Consider the following 20,421-nt stretch of genomic DNA (forward strand, 5'->3'; position numbering starts at 1 on the left):
ACGAAAACCGTTCCAAACCGTCTGGCCAAGGCTATGCCACAGGCAGAAGCGGGGGCAGCAGGCGGGCTATTCGGCTGGCTGTAAGGTGAGTGGCAGCTCAAAAATCGGGCGCGTGGCGTCAGTGGGTGCCAGCCCATCCAGCAAGGAGCTGAGCGCAAAAGTTTTGGGCGCGGGGGTGCCGTCGTTGCGGGTGGTCCACTGGGCTACCCAGGCCGGGCGCTGGTCCTGGAGGCGCAGCACCAGCGGGCGCGCGGCCTTGGGCTGCTGCGTGAGGCGCACCTTGACAAAATGCGTGTACTTGCTCTGGGGGCCGCTGCTGGCCTTGGTCTGGTCGGTGGCAGGCGTTACGTCCAGCAGCTTGGCATCGGTGTCTACGCCTTCCAGCTTCAGGTTTTGCTTCAGGTAGGCCACATCCTTGTACTGGCCTGGCAGCTGGACCAGGTTCAGGCCTACCACAAACTCCACCGGCTGCTGGGCCGAGGCCTCCGATACGGCTACCACGCGGTAGGTGCCGGCCATGCGCTTGCTGGCTCCGGCGTCGCCGTAGTACCAGGCCCCTTTGTTCTGAAATTTATCGAGCACCGAGTAAGCCGGACGCGGATACGTGACGCCGAAGTGGGCCTGCTTGGCCGGCTGCTGCTCCAGCAGGGCGGCATCGAAGCGGCGCACGGCATCGGCGGGGCCCAGCACCCAGATGTAATAGGGTATTTCGGTGTTGCAGCAGTTGGTTTTCTTGCCGGCGGCTTTCAACGCGGGGTAGTACGTGCCCCGGAAATCCGACAGGTAGCCGTACACCGACACGGCCAGATCCGGCTGCGCGCCGTTGCGCTGCAGGGCGTCGGTAATATCGGTTTTGATGTAGGGAATGGCCCCGGCGTTCTTGGGCGAGTAGATAAAATCCGAAATCAGCACGCTCACGGTGCCGGGCTGGTAGTAGCGCGTCATCAGCGTATCGAGCACGGCGGGCAGCTCGGTGCTCTTGGCCGGCTGCTGAATGCCACTCCGTACCGTGGCAGAAATGCCTGGGTACGTGTCGGCATAGGGCTTCTCCTTGATGCGGAAAAACGACTTCTGCTTCGCGGCGGTGGTTCGGTTGATATCCGAAAGCAACTGCGCCACGTGCTGCTGAAACTTGGTATTTTCGCCGCTGGTGCCGGTTTTGGGCATGAAGCCTTCCATGGAGCCTGATACTTCCAGAAACACATTCACGGCCTGCAACGGCTGGGCCGCGGCACCACTCACCACGTCCGACGCTTCCTCCGGGGCCTCCACACCGGGCGCTTCCGCCGGACGCACGTTATCGGGCATTTCGGCCCAGGGTTTTTCAGCAGCAGCAGCTCCTTCCTCCGATTTCATATCGGAGCGGGAGTAGCAGCCGGACAGGAACAATGACAAGCCCAGGGCGGGCAGCAGGCGGGGAAAAGAGGTCAGGTAGCGCATCGGGCTAAAGTAACGACAATCTGCCCGCAGCGGATACATAAACGGTGAAGTTGTGAAATGGTGAAGTTGTGAAATGTTCTGTCTACTGGTGTGGTCAGAACATTTCACAACTTCACCATTTCACAACTTCACCATCCCTTAGCTGTAATCAATTTCCGTGTTGTCACCAATGTTGAGGCTGTGGCGGGTGCCTTTGAACAGGGCGTCGGAGCCCACGATGCAGTCGTGCATCACGGCGGAGCGCAGTTCGGAGTACGAGCCGATGATGGATTCGCTCAGGATGGTGTTCCTGACGATGGTCCGGTCGCCGATGGCCACGTTAGGGCCGATAATGGAGCCGGAAATCTGGCAGTCGTGGCCGATGCTGACGGGCGGGATGATGATGGTATCGGGGAACTCAGGGTACTCGCGGCGCTTCAGAAACTCGGGGCGGTTGAGCAGGCGGGCGTTGGCTTCCAGCAGGCTCTCTTTCCGGCCGCAGTCAAACCAGTTATCTACGGGCGTCGTCACCATATCGGCCCCGTCCTGAATCATGAGCATGAGGGCATCGGTGAGCTGAAACTCGCCGTGGGTGCGCTGGTTTTGCTCCACGATGCGCTCCAGGGCCGAAGCCAGCCAATCGGGGTTGGCCAGCTTATATAGGCCCACCAAGGCATAGTTCGACTTCGGAATGCGAGGCTTCTCCACCACTTTGGTCACGCGGCCGCCGGCCCCGGTTTCTACCAGCCCAAACAACGAAGGCGTTTTTACTTCCTTCACGGCCAACACATTACCGGGCGTGGCCATCATGGCCGACAGGTCCACATCCACGATGGTATCCCCGAGCAAAATCAAAATACCGTCCTGCTCGTGGCGAAAATGCTCCCGGGCCAGCCAGAGGGCGTGGGCAATGCCTTCGCGGGGCTCCTGCACCACAAATGAGCTTTGCAGCTGGGGGTATTGCTTGCGCACGTAGCTTTCCACCTTTTCGCCCAGGTAGCCGATAATAAAGACGAACTCCTGCACCCCAGCATCCACCAGCCGGTCGATGATATGGCCCAGGATAGTATTGCCCGCTACGGGAACCAACGTTTTGGGCTGGGTATGCGTGTGCGGGCGCAAGCGGGAGCCGATACCGGCTACGGGAATTACAGCTTTCATGCGAGGGGAAAAATCGGGGAGCACCGAAGCGCAAAATACACAAAGCCGCCGGAGCAACCGTACACACAACCGCTCGGGTCTGAATTCGTACTTTGCAGCACTGTGGTCCGGGAGCCGGCTCCTGAGCCAAGGCGCAGGGCCCGACCTCAACAACGACAGGGGCCGCTTGTTTGGCCCGGCATGTTTCCGATTCTCTCTTCCATTTTTTCACTCTCCCCAACCCTATGAAACGCTTTTTGCTCTATTTCGCCGGCCTCGTGCTGCTGCTTACCCAGTCCTCGTGCGGCTACAACTCCATGGTAACCAAAGACCAGGCCGTGAAAGCCCAAGTGGGCAACGTGCAGAGCGCCTACCAGCGCCGCTCCGACCTGATTCCGAATCTGGTAAACACGGTGAAAGGGGCCGCCAACTTTGAGAAGTCGACCCTGACGGACGTTATCAATGCCCGCGCCAAGGCTACCAGCGTGCAGCTGAATGCCAACGACCTGACCCCCGAAAACCTGAAGCAGTTTCAGGAAGCTCAGTCGCAGGTAAGCGCGGGCCTGGGCCGCCTGCTGGCCGTATCGGAAAACTACCCCGAGCTGAAGGCCAACGCTAACTTCCAGGAGCTGCAGGCGCAGATTGAAGGCACCGAAAACCGCATCAATGTGGAGCGTAATAAGCTGAATGTGGTAACCAACGACTACAACGGCTACATTAAGAGCTTCCCCAACAACCTGTTTGCCGGCATGTTCGGCTTTAAGGAGAAGCCTTATTTCGAGGCCGACGCCGCCGCGCAGAAAGCGCCTACTGTACAGTTCTAATCTTGGGTTGTTGGTTGTCAGTTGTCAGTTGTCAGAACGGTTCTGGTTGCTGACAACTGACAACTGCTTACTAGCACCTAACTTATGACCAACCCTCTTACTCCTGAGCAGGAAGCAGCCCTGGTGGCGGCCATCCGGCAGGCGGAGCTGCGCACCTCCGGCGAAATCCGGGTACACCTGGAAGACACCTGTCCGACGCCCGAGCCCCTGGACCGCGCCGCGCAGGTATTTGCGGAGCTGGGTATGCACCGTACTGCTCAGCGCAATGGTGTACTGTTTTACCTGGCCTGGCAGAGCCGGCAGTTCGCCGTTATCGGCGACGCGGGTATCAACTCCGTAGTACCCGACGACTTCTGGGAAATGGCCAAGGAAAATGTACTGGAGCATTTTCGGGCTGAGAAGTACGTGAACGGGCTGGAACAAGGTATCCGGCTGGTGGGCGAACAGCTGCGGCGCTACTTCCCCTACGATGCCGCCACCGACCAGAACGAGCTGGATGACTCTATCTCCTTCGGCGACACGCCCATCCGCTCATGAGGCAGCTCCCTTTATTTAGGCGGCTGCCGGGCGGCTGGTGGCTGGCGCTGGTACTCCTGCTGCTGCAACTGGCCGCGGGAGCCCAGAACGTGCCGCCCCGTCCCTCCCCACCCCGCCTCGTGAACGACCTGGCCGGAATGCTGCAGCCCCAGCAGGTGCAGCAGTTGGAGCGCAAGCTAGTAGCCTACAACGATTCCACCTCCTCGCAGATTGCCGTGGTAACAGTGCCCACTCTCGGCGACTACGACATAGTGGGGTATGCGCAGCAGCTGTACCAGACCTGGGGAATCGGGCAGAAGAACAACAACAATGGCGTGCTGGTACTCATTGCCCAGCAGGAGCACAAGGCCCGCATTCATACCGGCTACGGGCTGGAGGGTGCCATTCCGGACGCCCTGGCCAAGCGCATCATCTCCAACACAATAGTGCCGGCCTTTAAGGAGGAAAAGTACTACGAAGGCCTGGACCGGGCCACCGACCAGCTGATTGCTCTGGCCAAGGGCGAGTACAAGGCCGACCCCGCCACGCAACCCCGGGCCCCACGCAGCCGCGAAGATTCCAGTGGCTCCGGCATCAGCTTCTGGCTGATTATTGCCGTGCTTATTCTCTTCATCCTGTTCCGGAATCGGGGCGGCGGTGGGGGCGGCCGGCGCAACCGGGGCTTTGGCGGCGCCATGATTCCGCCCATCATCTTCGGCGACTTTAGCGGCGGCCGCGGCGTGTTCGGTGGCGGCGGGGGCAGCTGGGGCGGCGGCGGCGACTCGGGTGGTTTCGGGGGCTTCGGCGGTGGCAGCTCCGGCGGCGGCGGCGCTTCCGGGGATTGGTAGATGGTGAGGAAGTGAGGTGCCATTACGAGCAGAAGGCGCGTGTACCAGCAAGACAGCACCGCTAATCTACCCTTCACGAGTCACCTAATTTTCAACCCAAGCAAAAGCCCCTGACGCCAGCTCGGACGTCAGGGGCTTTTCATGTCTCTAGGGTATTACCTGCGAAAGAGCAGGAATTGCTACGCTGTATTTTGGAGGCGCGCTTCCCGCTCGAAACAGCACCTCATTCATGCATTTTATAGCTCGGGCGCTCATAAAACGGGCGCAGCAGCTGCACCACGTCCAGGGCGTCGGCTAAGGCCTGGTGGGCCACGGTATCGTCCTCGAAGCCGGCGCGGGCTTTACAGATTTGCATGGTGGGCAGGCGGGTATCCTTGCGCCAGTTCAGATAGAAGGCGGCCGGGTCGAGCATGGCGGGCTCGGCGCGCACCAGGGTGCCGTAGCCCGGTAGCTCGCGCAGAAACCCCAGGTCGAAGACGGCAATGTTCTTGCCGGCCATCGTCACGGTTACACAGTCGTTTTTATCGGTTTTGAAGCCCTGGGCCAGCAGAAACTCCCGGAGCTGGGGCAGCAGGTCCTCGGGGCTGCAGAGTTGGGGGTTGGGCTCTTTACGAGCCAGCTCCTGCAGTAGGCCTGCATTCAGAGCCAGCGCCCCGGCGGTGCCTACCAGCTCAGAATGGCGCACTACGCGCCGGAACGCAGGCAGTTCTGGTAAAGGCAGCGGGTGCCGGGTATCCTCCACCACGGCAGCCAGCTCCAGAATCTGGTGACGGCGGGGGTTGCCACCGGTGGTTTCGAGGTCGAGGGAAACATAGCGCATAGAGCAGCATCTACGCGCCATGAGCGGGGAGGTTTGGGCCACAGCCGGGGCGGTATTTCCGGTTTTGGGGAGCTCAGGCTTTTTTTTCGGACTGGTTGTGCTGTACTTGCGCTGGTAGCCCACCCTGCTTAGTAGGCTTATTTTGGGATGCATGCAGCCTTCTATCCAGAATGGCTGTCAGTCTGTTGCCGCGCTCTATCCTTTCCATTATGTTCTGGTCCCCTCCTATCTCCTGCTCAGCAGTACTGAGCGTATTGCTGGTGCATGCCGCAGCTGCCCAAACCGCCACCCCGGACTCCGCTTTTCTAAGCCAGTCCCGTGCCCTTACCGAGCAGCGCTACGCCCAGGCTATTCAGGACCAGTCGAGGCTGTACAATGGTACGGAATACGTCAATTATGCCCGCTATTACCAGGCCAGCGTAGGCAACCAGTTCTTTGTGTCGGAGCAGGAAGCCCTGGGGGCGGTGGAGTATGATGGCAACTGGTACCAGAACGTGCCACTGCGCTACGATTTGCGCCTGGATCAGGTCATTATCAAACAGCCGACCAGCTCGTTCTACGTGCAGCTGGTGCCGGAGCGGGTAAAGCAGTTTACGGTGCATGGGCACCGGTTTGTGCGGCTGGAAGGCGACAGTAGCACTCAAAGCGTGCGTCCGGGCTTTTATGATGTGCTGCTGGATAAGCAGGTGAAGGTATTTGCCCGCCGTACCAAGCAAATGCAAACCCAGCCCAGCCAAAACGTGACGAAGGCTGAGTTTTATGCTTTCACTCAGTATTATATCCAGACCAACCACTCCCTGCACGCGGTGAAGGGCAAGGGCTCGGTTGTTTCGCTGTTTCCGGCGCGGCGCAAGGAGTTGCAGCGCTACGCCCACGACAACCACCTGACCTTCAGCAAGGAAACGCGGGAGCAGGACATTATCAGGCTAGCCGATTTTTATACCAGCTTACCCGAAGCATCTCAGGCCGGCGGGGGCAGCTACTAAGCAGCACGGACTCTATGAAACACCTTTTTACTGTCGTTCTGCTGCTGTTGCTACTTGGTGCCGGTGGCCCAGCACACGCCCAGGAGGCCGCGCAACAGCCCATTACCCTGCAGGTGCAACAGGTACCGTTTGAGGAGTTTGCCCGGGCCGTTGAGGCGCAGACGCGCTTCCGGTTTTACTTTAACCCGGCGGCCGTGGATAGCGTGACCATTACGGTACAGGCGGAGCAGAAGCCGTTACGCGCGGTACTGGAGCAAGCTCTGCGGAACACGCCACTGCGCTTTGCAGTGGACGCTCATAACCGGGTGTTCGTGACCCGGGGAGTTACGATTACGCCGGAGCTGGCTGACAGCTTTTTTCAGCCGGAACAACGCAATGCCCTGCTGCCCCAGCCAGACCCCAACGACCAGGACCCCGGCAGCACCCGCATCCGGTCGGTGAGTGCGGCGGCCAGCAAGCTGTATGAGATTGGCACGAGTTCGGCCACGGGCAAGGCCACGCTGAGTGGGCGCATCCGGGAGGCCAAAACGGGCGAGCCGGTGGTGGGAGCCACCGTATACATTGAGTCGCCGAGCATTGGCACCAGCACCGACCAGTTTGGCTCCTACACCCTCACGCTGCCCGTGGGTCGGCACGACGTGAAAATCCGGGGTATTGGTATCAAGAACACCCACCGCCTAGTGCAGCTGCGCGGCGACGGGCGGCTGGACCTGGAAACGGAAGATGACGTGACGACCCTACGGGAGGTGGTAATTGAGGCCGAGAAGGACCGGAACGTGGCCAGCCTGCAAATGGGCGTAGAAAAGCTCGATATCAAAACGATGCGGCAGGTACCCACGGCCTTCGGCGAAACCGACATTCTGCGGGTTGTGCTGACGCTGCCCGGGGTAAAATCAGTAGGGGAAGGCAACACTGGCCTGAACGTGCGCGGCGGCGCCACCGACCAGAACCTGATTCTGTTCAACGACGCCACCATTTACAACCCGTCCCACTTGTTCGGCTTTTTCTCGGCCTTCAATCCCGATGTTATCAAGTCAGTGGAGCTGTACAAAAGCGCTATTCCGGCCAAGTACGGGGGGAGGCTTTCGTCGGTGCTGGATATTACTACCCGGGAAGGCAATAAGAAGAAGCTGTCCGGCGCGGGCGGCATCGGGCCGCTTACCAGCCGCCTCACGCTGGAAGGCCCCATCCTGAAGGATAAAAGCTCTTTTATTATCGGGGCGCGCTCCAGCTACTCCGACTGGATTCTGCACCTGCTGCCCAATGAGAGCTTTAAGCAAAGCTCGGCCTCCTTTAACGACATCAGCGCCCACCTCAGCCACGAGTTCAACGACAAGAACACGGTGTACGCCACCGGTTACCTGAGCACCGACAGGTTCCGGCTGGCCAGCGACACCACCTACCGCTACCTGAACCGCAATGCCAGCGTGAAATGGCGGCATACCATCAACAACAAGCTGTATGGAGTGCTGACGGGGGCCACCAGCCACTACGAGTATGACATTACCAGTCAGCGGGACGCGGCTACGGCTTCGCAGCTGACGTACAACATCAAGCAGTACCAGGCCCAGCTGGACTTTACCTACGCCCCCAACTCCAAGCATACCATCGATTTTGGGGGCAGCTCGGTGCTCTACCACGTGTCGCCGGGCGGGCTGCGGCCTTCAGGGTCGGAGTCGTTGATAACGCCCGACGTGCTGGCCCGGGAGCAGGGCCTGGAAAGCGCCCTTTACTTTTCGGACCGCATCGACGTTTCCCCCCGCCTCTCGGTATCCGTTGGGCTGCGCTACTCGCTCTACAATGCCCTGGGGCCGCGGGAGGTGTACAATTACGCGCCGGGCCTGGCCAAAACGCTCAATACCATCGTCGATACCTCGTACTTCGCGGCGGGCAAGGTGCTGGCCACCTACCACGGACCAGAGTACCGGTTGTCGGCCCGCTACTCGCTCACCCACAACTCCTCGGTGAAGCTGAGCTTCAACCGCACCCGCCAGTACATTCACATGCTGTCCAACACCACGGCCATGTCGCCAACGGACATCTGGAAGCTGAGCGACTCCAACATCCGTCCCCAGGTGGGCGACCAGTATTCCCTGGGCTACTACCGCAACTTCCGGGCAAATACCATTGAGGCCTCGGTGGAAACGTACTACAAATCCACCAAGGATTTTGTGGATTACAAGGGCGGGGCCACTCTCATTCTCAACCATCACATCGAAACGGATATTGTAAATGCCGTGGGCAAGGCCTACGGGGTGGAGGTGATGCTACGTAAGCTGACGGGCAAAATCAACGGCTGGGTGAGCTACACCTATTCCCGCTCCCTGGTACAGGTAAATCAGGGCACTACCTCAGAAATGATTAACGGGGGCCGCTACTACCCCAGCAACTTCGACAAGCCCCACGATTTTACCCTGATTGGCAACTACCGGTTCAGCCGCCGCATCAGCGCCTCGCTCAACTACACCTACAGCACCGGCCGACCCATTACGCTACCCCTGGCCAAGTATTACATCAGCAACGCCACGCGGGTGTACTACTCGGAGCGCAATGCCTACCGGGTGCCCGACTACTACCGCGCCGACCTGGCCCTGAACCTGGAAGGTAACCACAAGGTGAAGAAGCCCTTCCACAGCTCCTGGACGTTTGGGGTGTACAACCTCACGGGCCGCAAAAATCCCTACTCCGTATACTTCAAGTCGGTGGGCGGGCAGATTCGGGGGTACCAGCTGTCCATCTTCGGGCAGCCTATTCCTACCATTACCTACAATTTCAAGTTTTAGTCGTGGCCCCTGGTGCAGCAGGAGCACAGCTACCTGCTGCCGGGTTGAGCCGGCCGCCGACGTCTGGTCAATTTCCTAACTTTATGTATTGATATAGATGCGGTTACCTCATAGTACGCTGTGTATGTCGGCCCTTACCCGCCTGCTGATGGGGTGTTGGCTGCTGGTGCTCTCCGGCTGCGTGGAGCCTTATACTCCTGAGGCAGTTACAGCACCCAGTAATTACCTGGTAGTTAATGGCTTCATCAACGGTAACGGCACTACCCGCATCCGCCTGTCCCGGAGTGTGCAGATTTCCTCACCATCCGTGTTTCCGGCCGAGCGGCGGGCTAGCGTAGCCATTCAGAGTTTGAGCGGCCAGCGCTACCCACTCACCGAAACCGATACGGCGGGGCTATATACCTCCAAGCAGCTTACGCTACCCGCCAACCAGAGCTACCGCCTGTACATCCGCACTACATCGGGCCGGGAGTATGCCTCCGATTATGCCCCGCTGAAGCTTACGCCCGCCATCGACCAGCTGCAGGGCCGGGTGCAATCCAACGGCGTGCAGCTGTACCTCTCCACTCACGACGACCAGAACCTGACCCAGTACTACCGCTGGGAGTACGAGGAAACCTGGGAATTCACCTCGGCCTATGAGAGCCTGTACCGGTATGCAGGCAACAACCGCATGGTGCAGCGTAAAGAAGATATTTACCACTGCTGGCGTTTTATTCCTTCCACCACCATTGTTACCACCAGCACCGTGCGCCTGGCGCAGGATGCCGTGCGCGACTACCGCCTGCTGTTTATTCCCCTGGCTTCGGAGCGCCTGCTTTCCCGCTACAGCGTACTGGTGCGGCAGTACGCCCTGTCGCAGGCGGAGTTCGACTACTGGGAGGCCGTGAAGAAGAACACGGAAAATATCGGCACCCTCTTCGACCCGCTGCCCAGCCAGATCCAGGGCAATGTACACTCGCTCACCGATGCCCAGGAGCCCGTACTCGGCTTTGTGGGCGCAGCCACGGTGGTTGGAAAACGTATCTTCATTACCCGGGCCGATTTGCCCCGCGACTGGATACCGCAGCATGAAGGCTACGAGCTGTGCACCGGACTTGACTACTGGCCCAACAGTATTAAGTACAAAGACTACACCATGGATGATATGTTCGGCGACTCGGTGTACCGGACGCCCGTAGCCCGGCAGGGTACAGTGTATACCATGCAAACGATGGCTTGCGTGGATTGCCGACTGCGGGGCACCAACCACAAACCAAGTTACTGGCCCTAAACCACGCCCTGCACCGGAATGGGTGCAGCCGTACTTTCTTCTACGCTCATGCCTTCTTTTTTACGCATTTCTCTGCTGAGTCTATGGCTGGCCCTGGGGCTAAGCAGCTGCGTGCAGGAATACCTGCCCACAGTTATCAGCGAGGAAAAAAACTACCTGGTGGTAGATGGCTTCATCAACGGTAACGGAATAACCAGCATTTCGCTGACCCGCTCCTTGCAGCTTTCCGCCAAGGGCCCGTACCCGCCCGAAACCCGGGCCACGGTGTTTGTTGAGAGTGCCGGCGGCCAGCGCTACGCCCTGATGGAAGCTACGCCCGGCGTATACGCCTCGCCCGCGCAGCAGCTGCCCGCCAACCAGAACTACCGCCTGTACATCCGCACGGCCACGGGGCGTGAGTACGCCTCCGATTTTACTTTGCTGAAAACTACCCCGGCCATTGATGCCCTGGGTGGCCGCCCCCAGGCGGGCGGCCTGCAGCTCTACATCAGCGCCCACGACGACCGGAACCTGACCCAGTACTACCGCTGGCAGTACGAGGAAACCTGGGAGTTCACCTCGGCCTTCCGCAGCACCATCAACTACGTGAACAACCAGGTGGTACCCCGCACTGAGAACATCTATAACTGCTGGCGCACCGAAAAGTCGACTTCGCTGAACACCACCAGCACCGTGCGCCTGAGTCAGGATGCCGTGCGCGACTACCGTCTGCTGTTTATTCCGGCTACCTCGGGCCGCCTGCACTACACTTACAGCGTACTGGTGCGGCAGTACGCCCTGTCGCAGGCGGAGTTCGACTACTGGGAGGCCGTGAAGAAGAACACGGAAAATATCGGCACCCTCTTCGACCCGCTGCCCAGCCAGATTCAGGGCAATGTACACTCGCTCACCGATGCCCAGGAGCCTGTGCTCGGCTTTGTGGGCGCGGCCACGGTGGTTGAGAAACGCATTTTTATCAAACGCACCGACCTGCCCAACGAGTGGCCCACCAACCTGGATGGCTACGAAACCTGCGTGGGGCTGGACTCCTTCCCCAGTGACCGGTGGAAGGGACTTACCCTGCAGGAGTACTTCAGCAACCCTACTGAACGGATTCCGGTGAGTAAAAACGGCAACTTCTATACCTCCCAGAGTCCCGAGTGCGTGGACTGCCGGCTGCGGGGTACTCCTACCAAGCCCAGCTTCTGGCCTTAGCTGCTTTGTGGCCTCACCTGGTCTACTCTTCCTTTCTTTCGTCCGTATGCTATCAGTTTCATTTGCTACCGGCTCACCTGGTACCCGCGGTTGGGCTCTGCTGCTCTGCCTGGCAGCAGCCATTCCGGCCCAGGCGCAGTCCGATTCGCTCCGCACGCTTACTCAGCGCTTTACTACTTACCAGCAGCAGGCTCTGCAGGAAAAGGTGTACCTGCACCTGGACCGCCCGCTGTACCTGAGTGGGGAGGTGCTGTGGTTTAAGGCCTACGTGACCGATGGCACCTCCGGCAAGCCGCTGGCCATGAGCAAAATAGTGTACGTGGAAGTACTGGACAGAAACCGGCAGCCAGTACTGCAGGCCAAGGTGCCGCTGCGGAATGCCACCGGACAAGGCTCCTTTCAGCTACCGGCGGCCCTAAGCTCGGGCAGTTATACGGTGCGGGCCTACACCAACTGGATGAAGAATTTCAGCCCGGAATTTTACTTCCATGCGCCGGTTACCTTTGTGAATACCCTCCAGGCTTCCGGGGTCGTTTCGACGCTGGATACCACGGCCTACGACGTGCAGTTTTTCCCGGAAGGCGGCAACCTGGTGCGGGGCGTGCCCAGCAAAGTGGCCTTCAAGGTGAGCAGCCGTACCGGCCAGAGCGTTGCAGTAGAGGGCACGGTGCTTGATGGTCAGGGCCAGACGCAGGCCAGCTTCCGGACGCTGAAGTTCGGCATGGGTTCGTTTAACCTCACTCCCGCTACCACTGCTCCCTATACGGCCGTGCTAAAACTGCCCAACGGCCGTCTGCTCACGCGCCAGCTGCCCGCCGCCTTTGCCGATGGGTATGTGCTCCGCCTAACGGAGGCCGATGCGCAGCACCTACGCCTTACGGTGCAGGCGCCGGGCCACAACGCCGAAACGGTGTACCTGCTGGGCCACGCCCGGCAGCGGCTGGCCCTGGCTACCACTGCCCCTCTGCGCAACGGACAAGCCGAGTTTGTGGTAGATAAACAGGCTCTGGCCGAGGGCATTTCGCATTTTACGCTGTTCAATGGCCGCCGCCAGCCCGTGTGTGAGCGGCTATATTTCCGGCGCCCCACCACGCAGCTGGCCCTGCAGGCCCGCCCCGACAAACGCCAGTATGCGGCCCGCAGCAAGGTGAGCCTGCAACTGACTACCGCCACGGCCACCGGCCAGGCCCTGCCCGCCAACCTTTCGGTGGCCGTGTACCGCACCGACTCGCTGGTGGCAGAAACCGGGGCTGACATCCGCAGCTACCTCTGGCTAACGTCGGACCTGGTAGGTGCTATTGAGGATCCGGCGTACTACTTCGACAGTGCCGGACCCGAGGCCGCCGCCGCTACCGACAACCTGATGCTTACCCATGGCTGGAGCCGGTTTCGGTGGGAAGATGTGTTGCGCACTTCACTGCCCTCCTTCCGCTACCTGCCTGAGCTGAATGGGCATCTGATTCGGGGGCACCTGACACAGCGCCAGAACAACCAGCCCGCCCCCGATATAACGGCCTACCTCACGTCTCCCGGCCGCCCGGCGCGGCTGAGCAATGCGACCAGCACCGCTGATGGCACGGTGTTGTTTGAAACGGCCGACTTTTACGGGCCCCGCGACCTAGTGGTACAAACCAACACTCAGCGCGACAGTACCTACCGGATAGAGCTGGACTCGCCCTATTCCCAAACCTTTGCCAGCAGCGTGTTCACGCGGCCATTCACGCCCTACCCTCGCTTCCGTGACGAGTTTACGTTGCGCCACCTGCAAAATCAGGTTCAAACCACGTATTCCCGCAAGTACAACAGCATCTTCGCCCAGCCTTCCACCGACACCCTGGCCTTCTTCGGCAAGCCCGACGAGAAATACTGGCTCGATGACTACACCCGGTTTAAAACGCTGGAAGAAGTGCTGCGGGAATATGTACCGGGCGTGAAGGTGCGTCTTCGCAAGGATGGCTACCACTTCAATGTGCTCGACAACCCCAACCGGACCATGTTCACGGATGAGCCGTTGGTATTGCTGGATGGAATGCCCGTATTCAACACCAATAAGCTGATGGCCTTCGACCCGGCCAAAATCAGGAAGCTGGAGGTGCTGGATAGCCGTTACTTTCAGGGACGGGCGTTGTACAACGGCATCATCAGCTTTAGCACGTACAAGGGTAATCTGGAAGGGTTTCCGTTGGATGCCCGCGCCCTGGTGCAGGAGTACGATGGATTGCAGCGGCAGCGCGAATTTTATGCCCCCCGCTATGATACCCCGGAGCAGCAGCAAAGCCCCCTGCCCGATTTGCGCAACCTGGTGTACTGGAACCCGCAGGTAAATACCGTTTCCGGGCGGGCAACTTCGCTGGAGTTCTTCACCCCCGATCAGCCGGGTCAGTACCGCGTGGTAGTACAGGGCCTGGCCACTACGGGCGCAGCCGGCAGCACCAGCATCCGCTTCGACATCACTCCGGCTCAGTAATGGATCTACAGTGGTCCGGCTCCTGCCTGCTTTTTGCCTTGGGCCAGCTGGCAGGAGCGCTCCGCTACGGTGGGCCGCTTAATGGTCGCTCTGCACGCCCGCCTTCACTTCTACCGCCAGTCGGTTTTCGGGGGGCGGAACCGGGCAGGCGTAGCCGGTAGCATAGGCGCAGTAAGGGTTGTAGGCCCGGTTGAAGTCGAGCACCACCTGCTGGTTTTGGATTTGCCCCCGGCGCAGGTCCAGGTAGCGTCCACCACCATAACTTCCGTGGCCATTGGTACGGTCGGTGAAGGGCACAAACAAATAGTCGCGGTACTCTTTGGTCTGCAGCAGTTCCAGACTCTGGTATACATGGAGCCTCTGCGGCTTGCCTTCCAGGGTAAAGTGTAGCTCCCCGTACTTGCGGTACAGGGGCCGCCGGGCGGTGCTGGTCTGCATCTGAAAAGGGGCGCCCAGGGAGTCGGGTACGAAGCGCGCCACCACGCAGGCCGCATAATTAATGGGGTAAAATGGCAAACCGGCAAACCTGCGGCGCGTGGCCCTGGGCAGCGGCGTACGGGTTGAGTCCCGATACTCCGCGTTCAGCTCCTGCTGAAAAGCAGTGACGGCCTGCGCATGGGCCGTAGGCACAGGACGGGGCAGGGTGGCCTGGGCCTGGGCAGTGCTGCCGGTTAACGCCGCTGCGGCCACAAGGGCAATGTAAAAACGATACATGAGCGTTAAGTTACTGACCGGGCCGTTACCTTGCCATACCTGTTGCACGTAAGCAGTGTAGGCTGCCAGCAGGCAGCCCCAATGCCTTCCGTACCTTCGCCCCCTATGACTCCCGACACTGCCGCCCCCCAGCCCCACAAGCTTTTCCTGCTCGACGCCTTCGCCCTGATTTATCGGGCCCATTTTGCTTTCAGCAAAAACCCGCGCGTGAACTCCAAGGGCCTTAATACCGGGGCTATTCTGGGCTTTACCAACACCCTGGTAGAGGTGCTGCAGAAAGAGAAGCCCACTCACATTGGGGTGGCGTTTGATGCGGCCAAGAAAACCTTCCGTCACGAGCAGTACGCCGAGTACAAAGCCCAGCGCCAGGCCATGCCCGAGGATATCGGCCTGGCTATTCCCTACATCAAGAAAATCATCCAGGCCTTCAACATTCCCATTCTGCTGGTGGATGGCTACGAGGCCGACGACGTGATTGGCACCCTGGCCCGCCGAGCCGAGGCCCAGGGCTTCGGGGAGGTGTTCATGATGACGCCCGACAAGGACTACTGCCAGCTGGTAACCGACTGCATCAAGATTTACCGTCCCGCCTTTATGGGCAACGCCGCCGAGGTGCTGGATGTGGCCCACGTACTGCAGCGCTTCGAAATTGAGCGACCCGAGCAGGTAATTGATATCCTGGGGTTGCAGGGCGACGCCTCCGATAACATTCCGGGCATTCCGGGCATTGGAGAGAAAACCGCCAAAACCCTAATTCAGAAGTACGGCTCGGTAGAAAACCTGATTGCCAACGTGGACGAGCTCAAGGGCAAGCAGCAGGAAAACGTGCGCAACTTCGCCGAGCAGGGGCTGATGAGTAAGGAGCTGGCCACCATTCATCTGGATGTGCCCATTGAGTTCCACGAGGAAGGCCTGCGCATGGAAGCGCCCAACGCGGAAGCCCTGCAGCAGCTGTTCGAGGAGCTGGAGTTCCGCAAGTTGGCTACCCGCCTGCTGGGCGGCGGCAGTGCGGCGGGGGCCAGCAGTACGGCCCCCACCCCGCGCGGGGCCCGCCGCCCTAAAGTGGCTGAGGGCCAGGGCAGCCTGTTTGGCTCCTCCGCCGATGCGGCCGTGGGTATTGCGGCCGAGGAAGGTGAAACCGGCTCCTTTGGGTCCCCGGCCGGCCCCCGTCGCACCCTACCGGATATGGATGTGCGCTACCACCTGATAGACACGCCAGAGCTGCGCCGGAGCCTGCTGGAGTTCCTTCTGCAGCAAACCGAGGTCAGCTTCGACACCGAAACTACCGGCCTGGATACCATGACGGCCCGGCTGGTGGGCCTTTCGTTCTGCTGGCTACCCGGCGAGGCCTACTATGTACCCGTCCCCTCTGATGACCACGCTGCTGCCCAGGCGCTCATCGACGAGTTCCAACCGTTTTTTGCAGCTGCGCACATCACCAAAGTAGGCCAGAACATCAAGTACGACCTCACCATTCTCAAGCATTACAAGGTGCAGGTAAGCGGGCCGCTATTTGATACCATGCTGGCTCACTACCTGCTGGAACCCGACATGCGCCACAATATGGACGTGCTGGCCGAAACCTACCTGCACTATACCCCGGTGCCCATCACTGACCTCATCGGCCCCAAGGGCAAAAACCAGAAAACCATGGCCGACTTGCCCCCGGCCGAGGTAAAGGACTACGCCTGTGAGGACGCCGACGTGACCCTGCAGCTCAAGCACGTATTCGAGCCCATGCTGAAGGAGGTGGGCCTGCTGGATTTGCTGAACGAGGTGGAAAACCCGCTGGTGCCGGTGCTGGCTGATATTGAGTACGAAGGTGTAAAAATCGACTCCTCCGCCATGGGCGAGTACTCGGCCGAGCTGCAGGGCTACATTGTGGATATTGAGAAGCAGATTTTCTCGGAGGCCGGCCAGGAATTCAACATTGGCTCGCCCAAGCAGCTGGGCGAAGTGCTGTTCGACAAGATGGACCTGGGCCGGGGCAAAATCAAGAAAACCAAAACCGGCCAGTACGCTACCGGCGAGGAAGTGCTCAGCCAGCTGGCCGCCGATGCCCCCATTGCCGGCCTCATTCTGGAGCACCGCCAGCTTACCAAGCTGCGCAGTACCTACGTAGAGGCCCTGCCCCAGCTGGTGTGCGAGCTGGACGGCCGCGTACACACTTCCTTCAACCAGGCCGTAACGGCTACCGGCCGCCTCAGCAGTACCAACCCCAACCTCCAGAACATTCCCATCCGCACTGAGAAAGGCCGCGAAATCCGCAAGGCCTTCGTGCCCCGCGACGCCGACCACCTGCTGCTGGCCGCCGACTACTCTCAGGTGGAGCTGCGCATCATGGCTGACTTCTCGGGCGACAAAACCATGATTGAAGCCTTCCGCCAGGGACTGGATATTCATACCAGCACCGCCAGCAAGGTGTTCCATGTGCCCCTCGACCAAGTGGATGGGGAAATGCGCCGCAAGGCCAAAACCGTCAATTTTGGTATCATCTACGGCATTTCGGCCTTCGGGCTGGCCCAGCGCATTGGCATAAGCCGCAAAGAAGCCACCGAAATCATTGAGACTTACTTTGAAGAGTTTGCCTCGGTGAAGCAGTTCATGGACGAAAGCATCAACCGGGCCCGGGAGCTGGAGTACGCCACTACCCTGCTAGGCCGCCGCCGCTACCTGCGCGACATCAACTCCCGCAACGCCACCCTGCGCGGCTACACGGAGCGCAACGCCATTAATGCCCCCATCCAGGGCACCGCCGCCGACATCATCAAAAAGGCCATGATCAACATCCATGAGTGGCTGATTCAGGAAAAGCTCGGCACCAAGATGATTCTGCAGGTGCACGACGAGCTGGTGTTCGATGCCGTGCAGGAAGAGGTTGAGTACATCACCCCCAAAATCAAGGAGCTGATGGCCACGGCCCTGCTGCTGCCCCACGGCGTGCCGCTGGAGGTGGAAGTCGGCACCGGCCGCAACTGGCTGCAGGCCCATTAAACAGCACGCTGTAGCGCAAACTTTGTGGTTCCCGTCTTCCCGATCCGGCCCAACGAATTCTGGCCTACGCGAGCTACAAAGTTTACACTACCCTCTTCTACTTTCCCGATATTCCGCATGGACCAAACCACCAAGCAAGGCGTTATTAATGAGCTAATTAGCCTACTTACTCAGGGCAATGCCCACGTCACGTTTGAGGAAGCCTGCGCGGGCCTTACGCCGGCACAGTGGAACCAGCCCGTACCAGAAGCGTCTCACACCATCTGGCAGGTGGTAGAACACCTGCGTATTGCGCAGTGGGATATTCTGGAGTTTTCCCGTGGTGTCGGGCACGTTTCCCCGGATTGGCCCTCCGGCTACTGGCCTGCTACTACCGCCACCGCCAACGAAGCAACCTGGCAGCACACGCACCACCAGATTCAGGCCGACCGCCAACGGTTCATCGGCCTGCTGCATCACCCCGCTACCGACCTGCTGGCTCCTATTCCGCACGGCGACGGCCAAACCATGTTGCGCGAGGCCATGCTCATTGCAGACCATAATGCTTACCACACTGGCGAAATCGTGCTTCTTCGGCGGCTACTGCGGGCCTGGAAGTAGCGCATGGGGCTGGTGAGCAAGGGGCGGGCTCTCCGGGCTGGCGTATTGCCTGAGCAGGTGGCGGCAATAGAACACCCCAGGAGGCTGGGGCGCGTATAGCAGGAGCAGCCAGGCTAATCCTGGCATACCCTTTATGCAACAGAACGTGCATACCACCACCCTGCAAAACGTAGCCCGCGGCCTGCTGGGCACCTTTATGGTGGCGGCCGGCACCGGCCACCTCACGTTTCAGCGCCAGGAGTTTCAGGCTCAGGTACCCGATTTTGTGCCGTTCAGCAAAGACACTACTGTACTAGCTTCGGGGGTAGTTGAAATCGGGCTGGGACTGGCGCTATTGGCGTTGAAAGGAAGTAACCGGGTACGGATAGGTATTGGGCTGGCAGTATTTTACGCGGCCGTTTTTCCCGGCAACGTTCACCAGTACACTCATCATATTTCCGCGTTTGGCCTCAATACCGATGCCAAACGGTTCGGACGGCTGTTTTTCCAGCCCGTACTCATGGGCTGGGCCCTGTGGAGCACGGGCGCGCTGGCTACATTGAAACGCAAGTAGCATGGCTGCCGGCCCTGGTCTAATCAGGCCAGTTGTAAACTCCCGGCCCGCTGAGTTGGTATTACAGCATATGACAACCGACGTTTCTTTTGATGTAGTAGTGGTAGGAGCCGGGCCGGTGGGGCTGGCCTGCGGACTGGAAGTGCAGCGGCGGGGCCTCTCGGTGTGTGTGGTAGATAAGGGCGCTCTGGTAAACTCCATCATTGGCTACCCCACCAACATGGAATTCTTCTCCACTCCCGAGCTGCTCGAAATCGGAGGGTATCCCATGACCACCCTGCACTACAAGCCTCTGCGTGAAGATGCCCTCGACTACTACCGCCGCGTGGCCTTTACCGAAAAGCTGCCGCTTCGCCTGTTTGAGCGGGTAACCGGGCTGGAAGGTGAACAGGAAAACTACACACTTCTCACCGACAAGGGCCGCATCCGGACCCGCTATGTTATTGTGGCCACCGGCTTCTACGATGTGCCCAACTACCTGCGCGTACCCGGCGAAAACCAGCCCCACGTGACGCACTACTACAAAGAGCCCTACGCCCACGCCGACCAGGACGTGGTGATAATCGGGGGCAAGAACTCGGCGGCCAAAGCAGCCCTGCAACTGCTGCGGGCCGGGGCCCGGCCCACCATGGTCGTGCGCGGCGATGAAATCAGTCAGTCGGTGAAATACTGGATTCGGCCCGACCTAATAAACCGCATCAAGGAAGGCCGCATCGGGTGCCACTTCAACAGCACTGTGGCCCGCATCACCGAAACCACCGTGGAGCTGAACACGCCCGACGGCCCGCACACCCTGCCCGCCCAGCACGTCTACGCCCTCACCGGCTACCACCCCGACTTCACGTTCCTGGCTACCCTGGGCATCACCTGCGAGGCCGATGCCGCTCAAACGCCCACCCACCACGCCGAGACCCTGGAAACCAACCGCCCCGGCCTCTACCTGGCCGGTACCGTGTGCGGAGGCCTGAATACCAGCCGCTGGTTTATTGAAAACGGCCGCTACCATGCCCAGCTGATTGCCGCCCGCCTGGCCGGCGAGGCGGCCCCGCAGCTGCCGGAGGTGCTTCAACCCGTGCAGCTCTCCTGATGATCATACAAAACCACATCAAAAAAGCCCTTCTACCGCGGTAGAAGGGCTTTTTTGATAGTATTTCTGCAAGCTATTAAGTGGTCAGCTAAAAGTAACCGTATACTCAGTTCCGACTCTGGGCATGAGGTAGTCGAGCTTGTCGCGTAGGGTTTGCTCGGTGCGATAGTCGTCCGGGGTGAGCCAGTAGTGCTTGCAGCGGT

The 20,421-nt window shown here is 59.9% G+C and carries 16 protein-coding genes; 12 read left to right on the forward strand and 4 right to left on the reverse strand.

The annotated features are described in order from the left end of the window. Positions 1-66: 66 nt before the first annotated feature. Together EI290_RS15500 and EI290_RS15505 are read right to left on the reverse strand one after the other, a co-directional pair. Entirely contained in the window at positions 67-1,440 is a 1,374-nt protein-coding gene (locus tag EI290_RS15500) for a hypothetical protein (RefSeq protein ID WP_125432235.1), read from the reverse strand. Positions 1,441-1,578: 138 nt separating this feature from the next. After that, the gene (locus EI290_RS15505) at positions 1,579-2,580 is read right to left on the reverse strand and encodes a sugar phosphate nucleotidyltransferase (RefSeq protein WP_125432237.1); all 1,002 of its coding nucleotides are present in this window, start codon (positions 2,578-2,580) and stop codon (positions 1,579-1,581) included. A 224-nt stretch (positions 2,581-2,804) separates the two neighbouring features. Here EI290_RS15505 and EI290_RS15510 point away from each other — a divergent pair, with 224 nt between their 5' ends. The 3 genes from EI290_RS15510 (at position 2,805) to EI290_RS15520 (ending at position 4,747) form a co-directional block, all read left to right on the forward strand. After that, entirely contained in the window at positions 2,805-3,383 is a 579-nt protein-coding gene (locus EI290_RS15510) for a LemA family protein (protein WP_125432239.1), read from the forward strand. A gap of 84 nt (positions 3,384-3,467) precedes the next feature. Continuing rightward, entirely contained in the window at positions 3,468-3,920 is a 453-nt protein-coding gene (locus EI290_RS15515) for a TPM domain-containing protein (RefSeq protein ID WP_125432241.1), read from the forward strand. Further along, the gene (locus EI290_RS15520) at positions 3,917-4,747 is read left to right on the forward strand and encodes a TPM domain-containing protein (RefSeq protein ID WP_125432243.1); all 831 of its coding nucleotides are present in this window, start codon (positions 3,917-3,919) and stop codon (positions 4,745-4,747) included. Before EI290_RS15515 ends, EI290_RS15520 begins: the two co-directional genes overlap by 4 nt. Positions 4,748-4,970: 223 nt before the next feature. Here EI290_RS15520 and EI290_RS15525 read toward each other — a convergent pair whose 3' ends face one another. Continuing rightward, entirely contained in the window at positions 4,971-5,567 is a 597-nt protein-coding gene (locus tag EI290_RS15525) for a 3'-5' exonuclease (protein ID WP_185817018.1), read from the reverse strand. A 209-nt stretch (positions 5,568-5,776) separates the two neighbouring features. Here EI290_RS15525 and EI290_RS15530 point away from each other — a divergent pair, with 209 nt between their 5' ends. From EI290_RS15530 to EI290_RS15550, 5 genes are all read left to right on the forward strand, one after another. Beyond that, positions 5,777-6,553 carry a hypothetical protein gene (locus EI290_RS15530; protein ID WP_125432247.1) on the forward strand — a complete coding sequence of 259 codons (777 nt, stop codon included), beginning with the start codon at positions 5,777-5,779 and terminating at the stop codon, positions 6,551-6,553. Between the two features lie 14 nt (positions 6,554-6,567). Beyond that, a complete protein-coding gene (locus tag EI290_RS15535) occupies positions 6,568-9,336 on the forward strand; it encodes a TonB-dependent receptor (RefSeq protein ID WP_125432249.1) in 2,769 nt (922 codons plus the stop codon). A gap of 124 nt (positions 9,337-9,460) precedes the next feature. Next, positions 9,461-10,609 carry a DUF4249 domain-containing protein gene (locus EI290_RS15540; protein WP_185817019.1) on the forward strand — a complete coding sequence of 383 codons (1,149 nt, stop codon included), beginning with the start codon at positions 9,461-9,463 and terminating at the stop codon, positions 10,607-10,609. Between the two features lie 48 nt (positions 10,610-10,657). Then, positions 10,658-11,803: a DUF4249 domain-containing protein gene (locus EI290_RS15545; protein WP_185817020.1), complete on the forward strand. Its 1,146-nt coding sequence runs from the start codon at positions 10,658-10,660 to the stop codon at positions 11,801-11,803. A 46-nt stretch (positions 11,804-11,849) separates the two neighbouring features. Beyond that, positions 11,850-14,270, forward strand: coding sequence for an MG2 domain-containing protein (locus EI290_RS15550; RefSeq protein ID WP_125432255.1), 2,421 nt, complete (start codon positions 11,850-11,852; stop codon positions 14,268-14,270). Positions 14,271-14,348: 78 nt separating this feature from the next. On the opposite strand, the gene EI290_RS15555 is transcribed toward EI290_RS15550, so the two are convergent. Then, a complete protein-coding gene (locus EI290_RS15555) occupies positions 14,349-14,984 on the reverse strand; it encodes a DUF1684 domain-containing protein (RefSeq protein ID WP_185817021.1) in 636 nt (211 codons plus the stop codon). Between the two features lie 105 nt (positions 14,985-15,089). Between EI290_RS15555 and polA the strand changes: the two genes are divergently transcribed. From polA to EI290_RS15575, 4 genes are all read left to right on the forward strand, one after another. Continuing rightward, positions 15,090-17,978 carry a DNA polymerase I gene (gene polA / locus EI290_RS15560; protein WP_125432259.1) on the forward strand — a complete coding sequence of 963 codons (2,889 nt, stop codon included), beginning with the start codon at positions 15,090-15,092 and terminating at the stop codon, positions 17,976-17,978. A gap of 117 nt (positions 17,979-18,095) precedes the next feature. Then, positions 18,096-18,578, forward strand: coding sequence for a DinB family protein (locus tag EI290_RS15565; RefSeq protein WP_125432261.1), 483 nt, complete (start codon positions 18,096-18,098; stop codon positions 18,576-18,578). Between the two features lie 133 nt (positions 18,579-18,711). Then, positions 18,712-19,131: a DoxX family protein gene (locus tag EI290_RS15570; protein WP_125432263.1), complete on the forward strand. Its 420-nt coding sequence runs from the start codon at positions 18,712-18,714 to the stop codon at positions 19,129-19,131. 70 nt (positions 19,132-19,201) lie between these two features. Continuing rightward, positions 19,202-20,218: a YpdA family putative bacillithiol disulfide reductase gene (locus EI290_RS15575; protein ID WP_125432265.1), complete on the forward strand. Its 1,017-nt coding sequence runs from the start codon at positions 19,202-19,204 to the stop codon at positions 20,216-20,218. The last annotated feature ends 203 nt before the right edge of the window (positions 20,219-20,421 follow it).

It is taken from the genome of Hymenobacter metallilatus, assembly GCF_003944705.1.
Taxonomy (GTDB): Bacteria; Bacteroidota; Bacteroidia; order Cytophagales; family Hymenobacteraceae; genus Hymenobacter; species Hymenobacter metallilatus.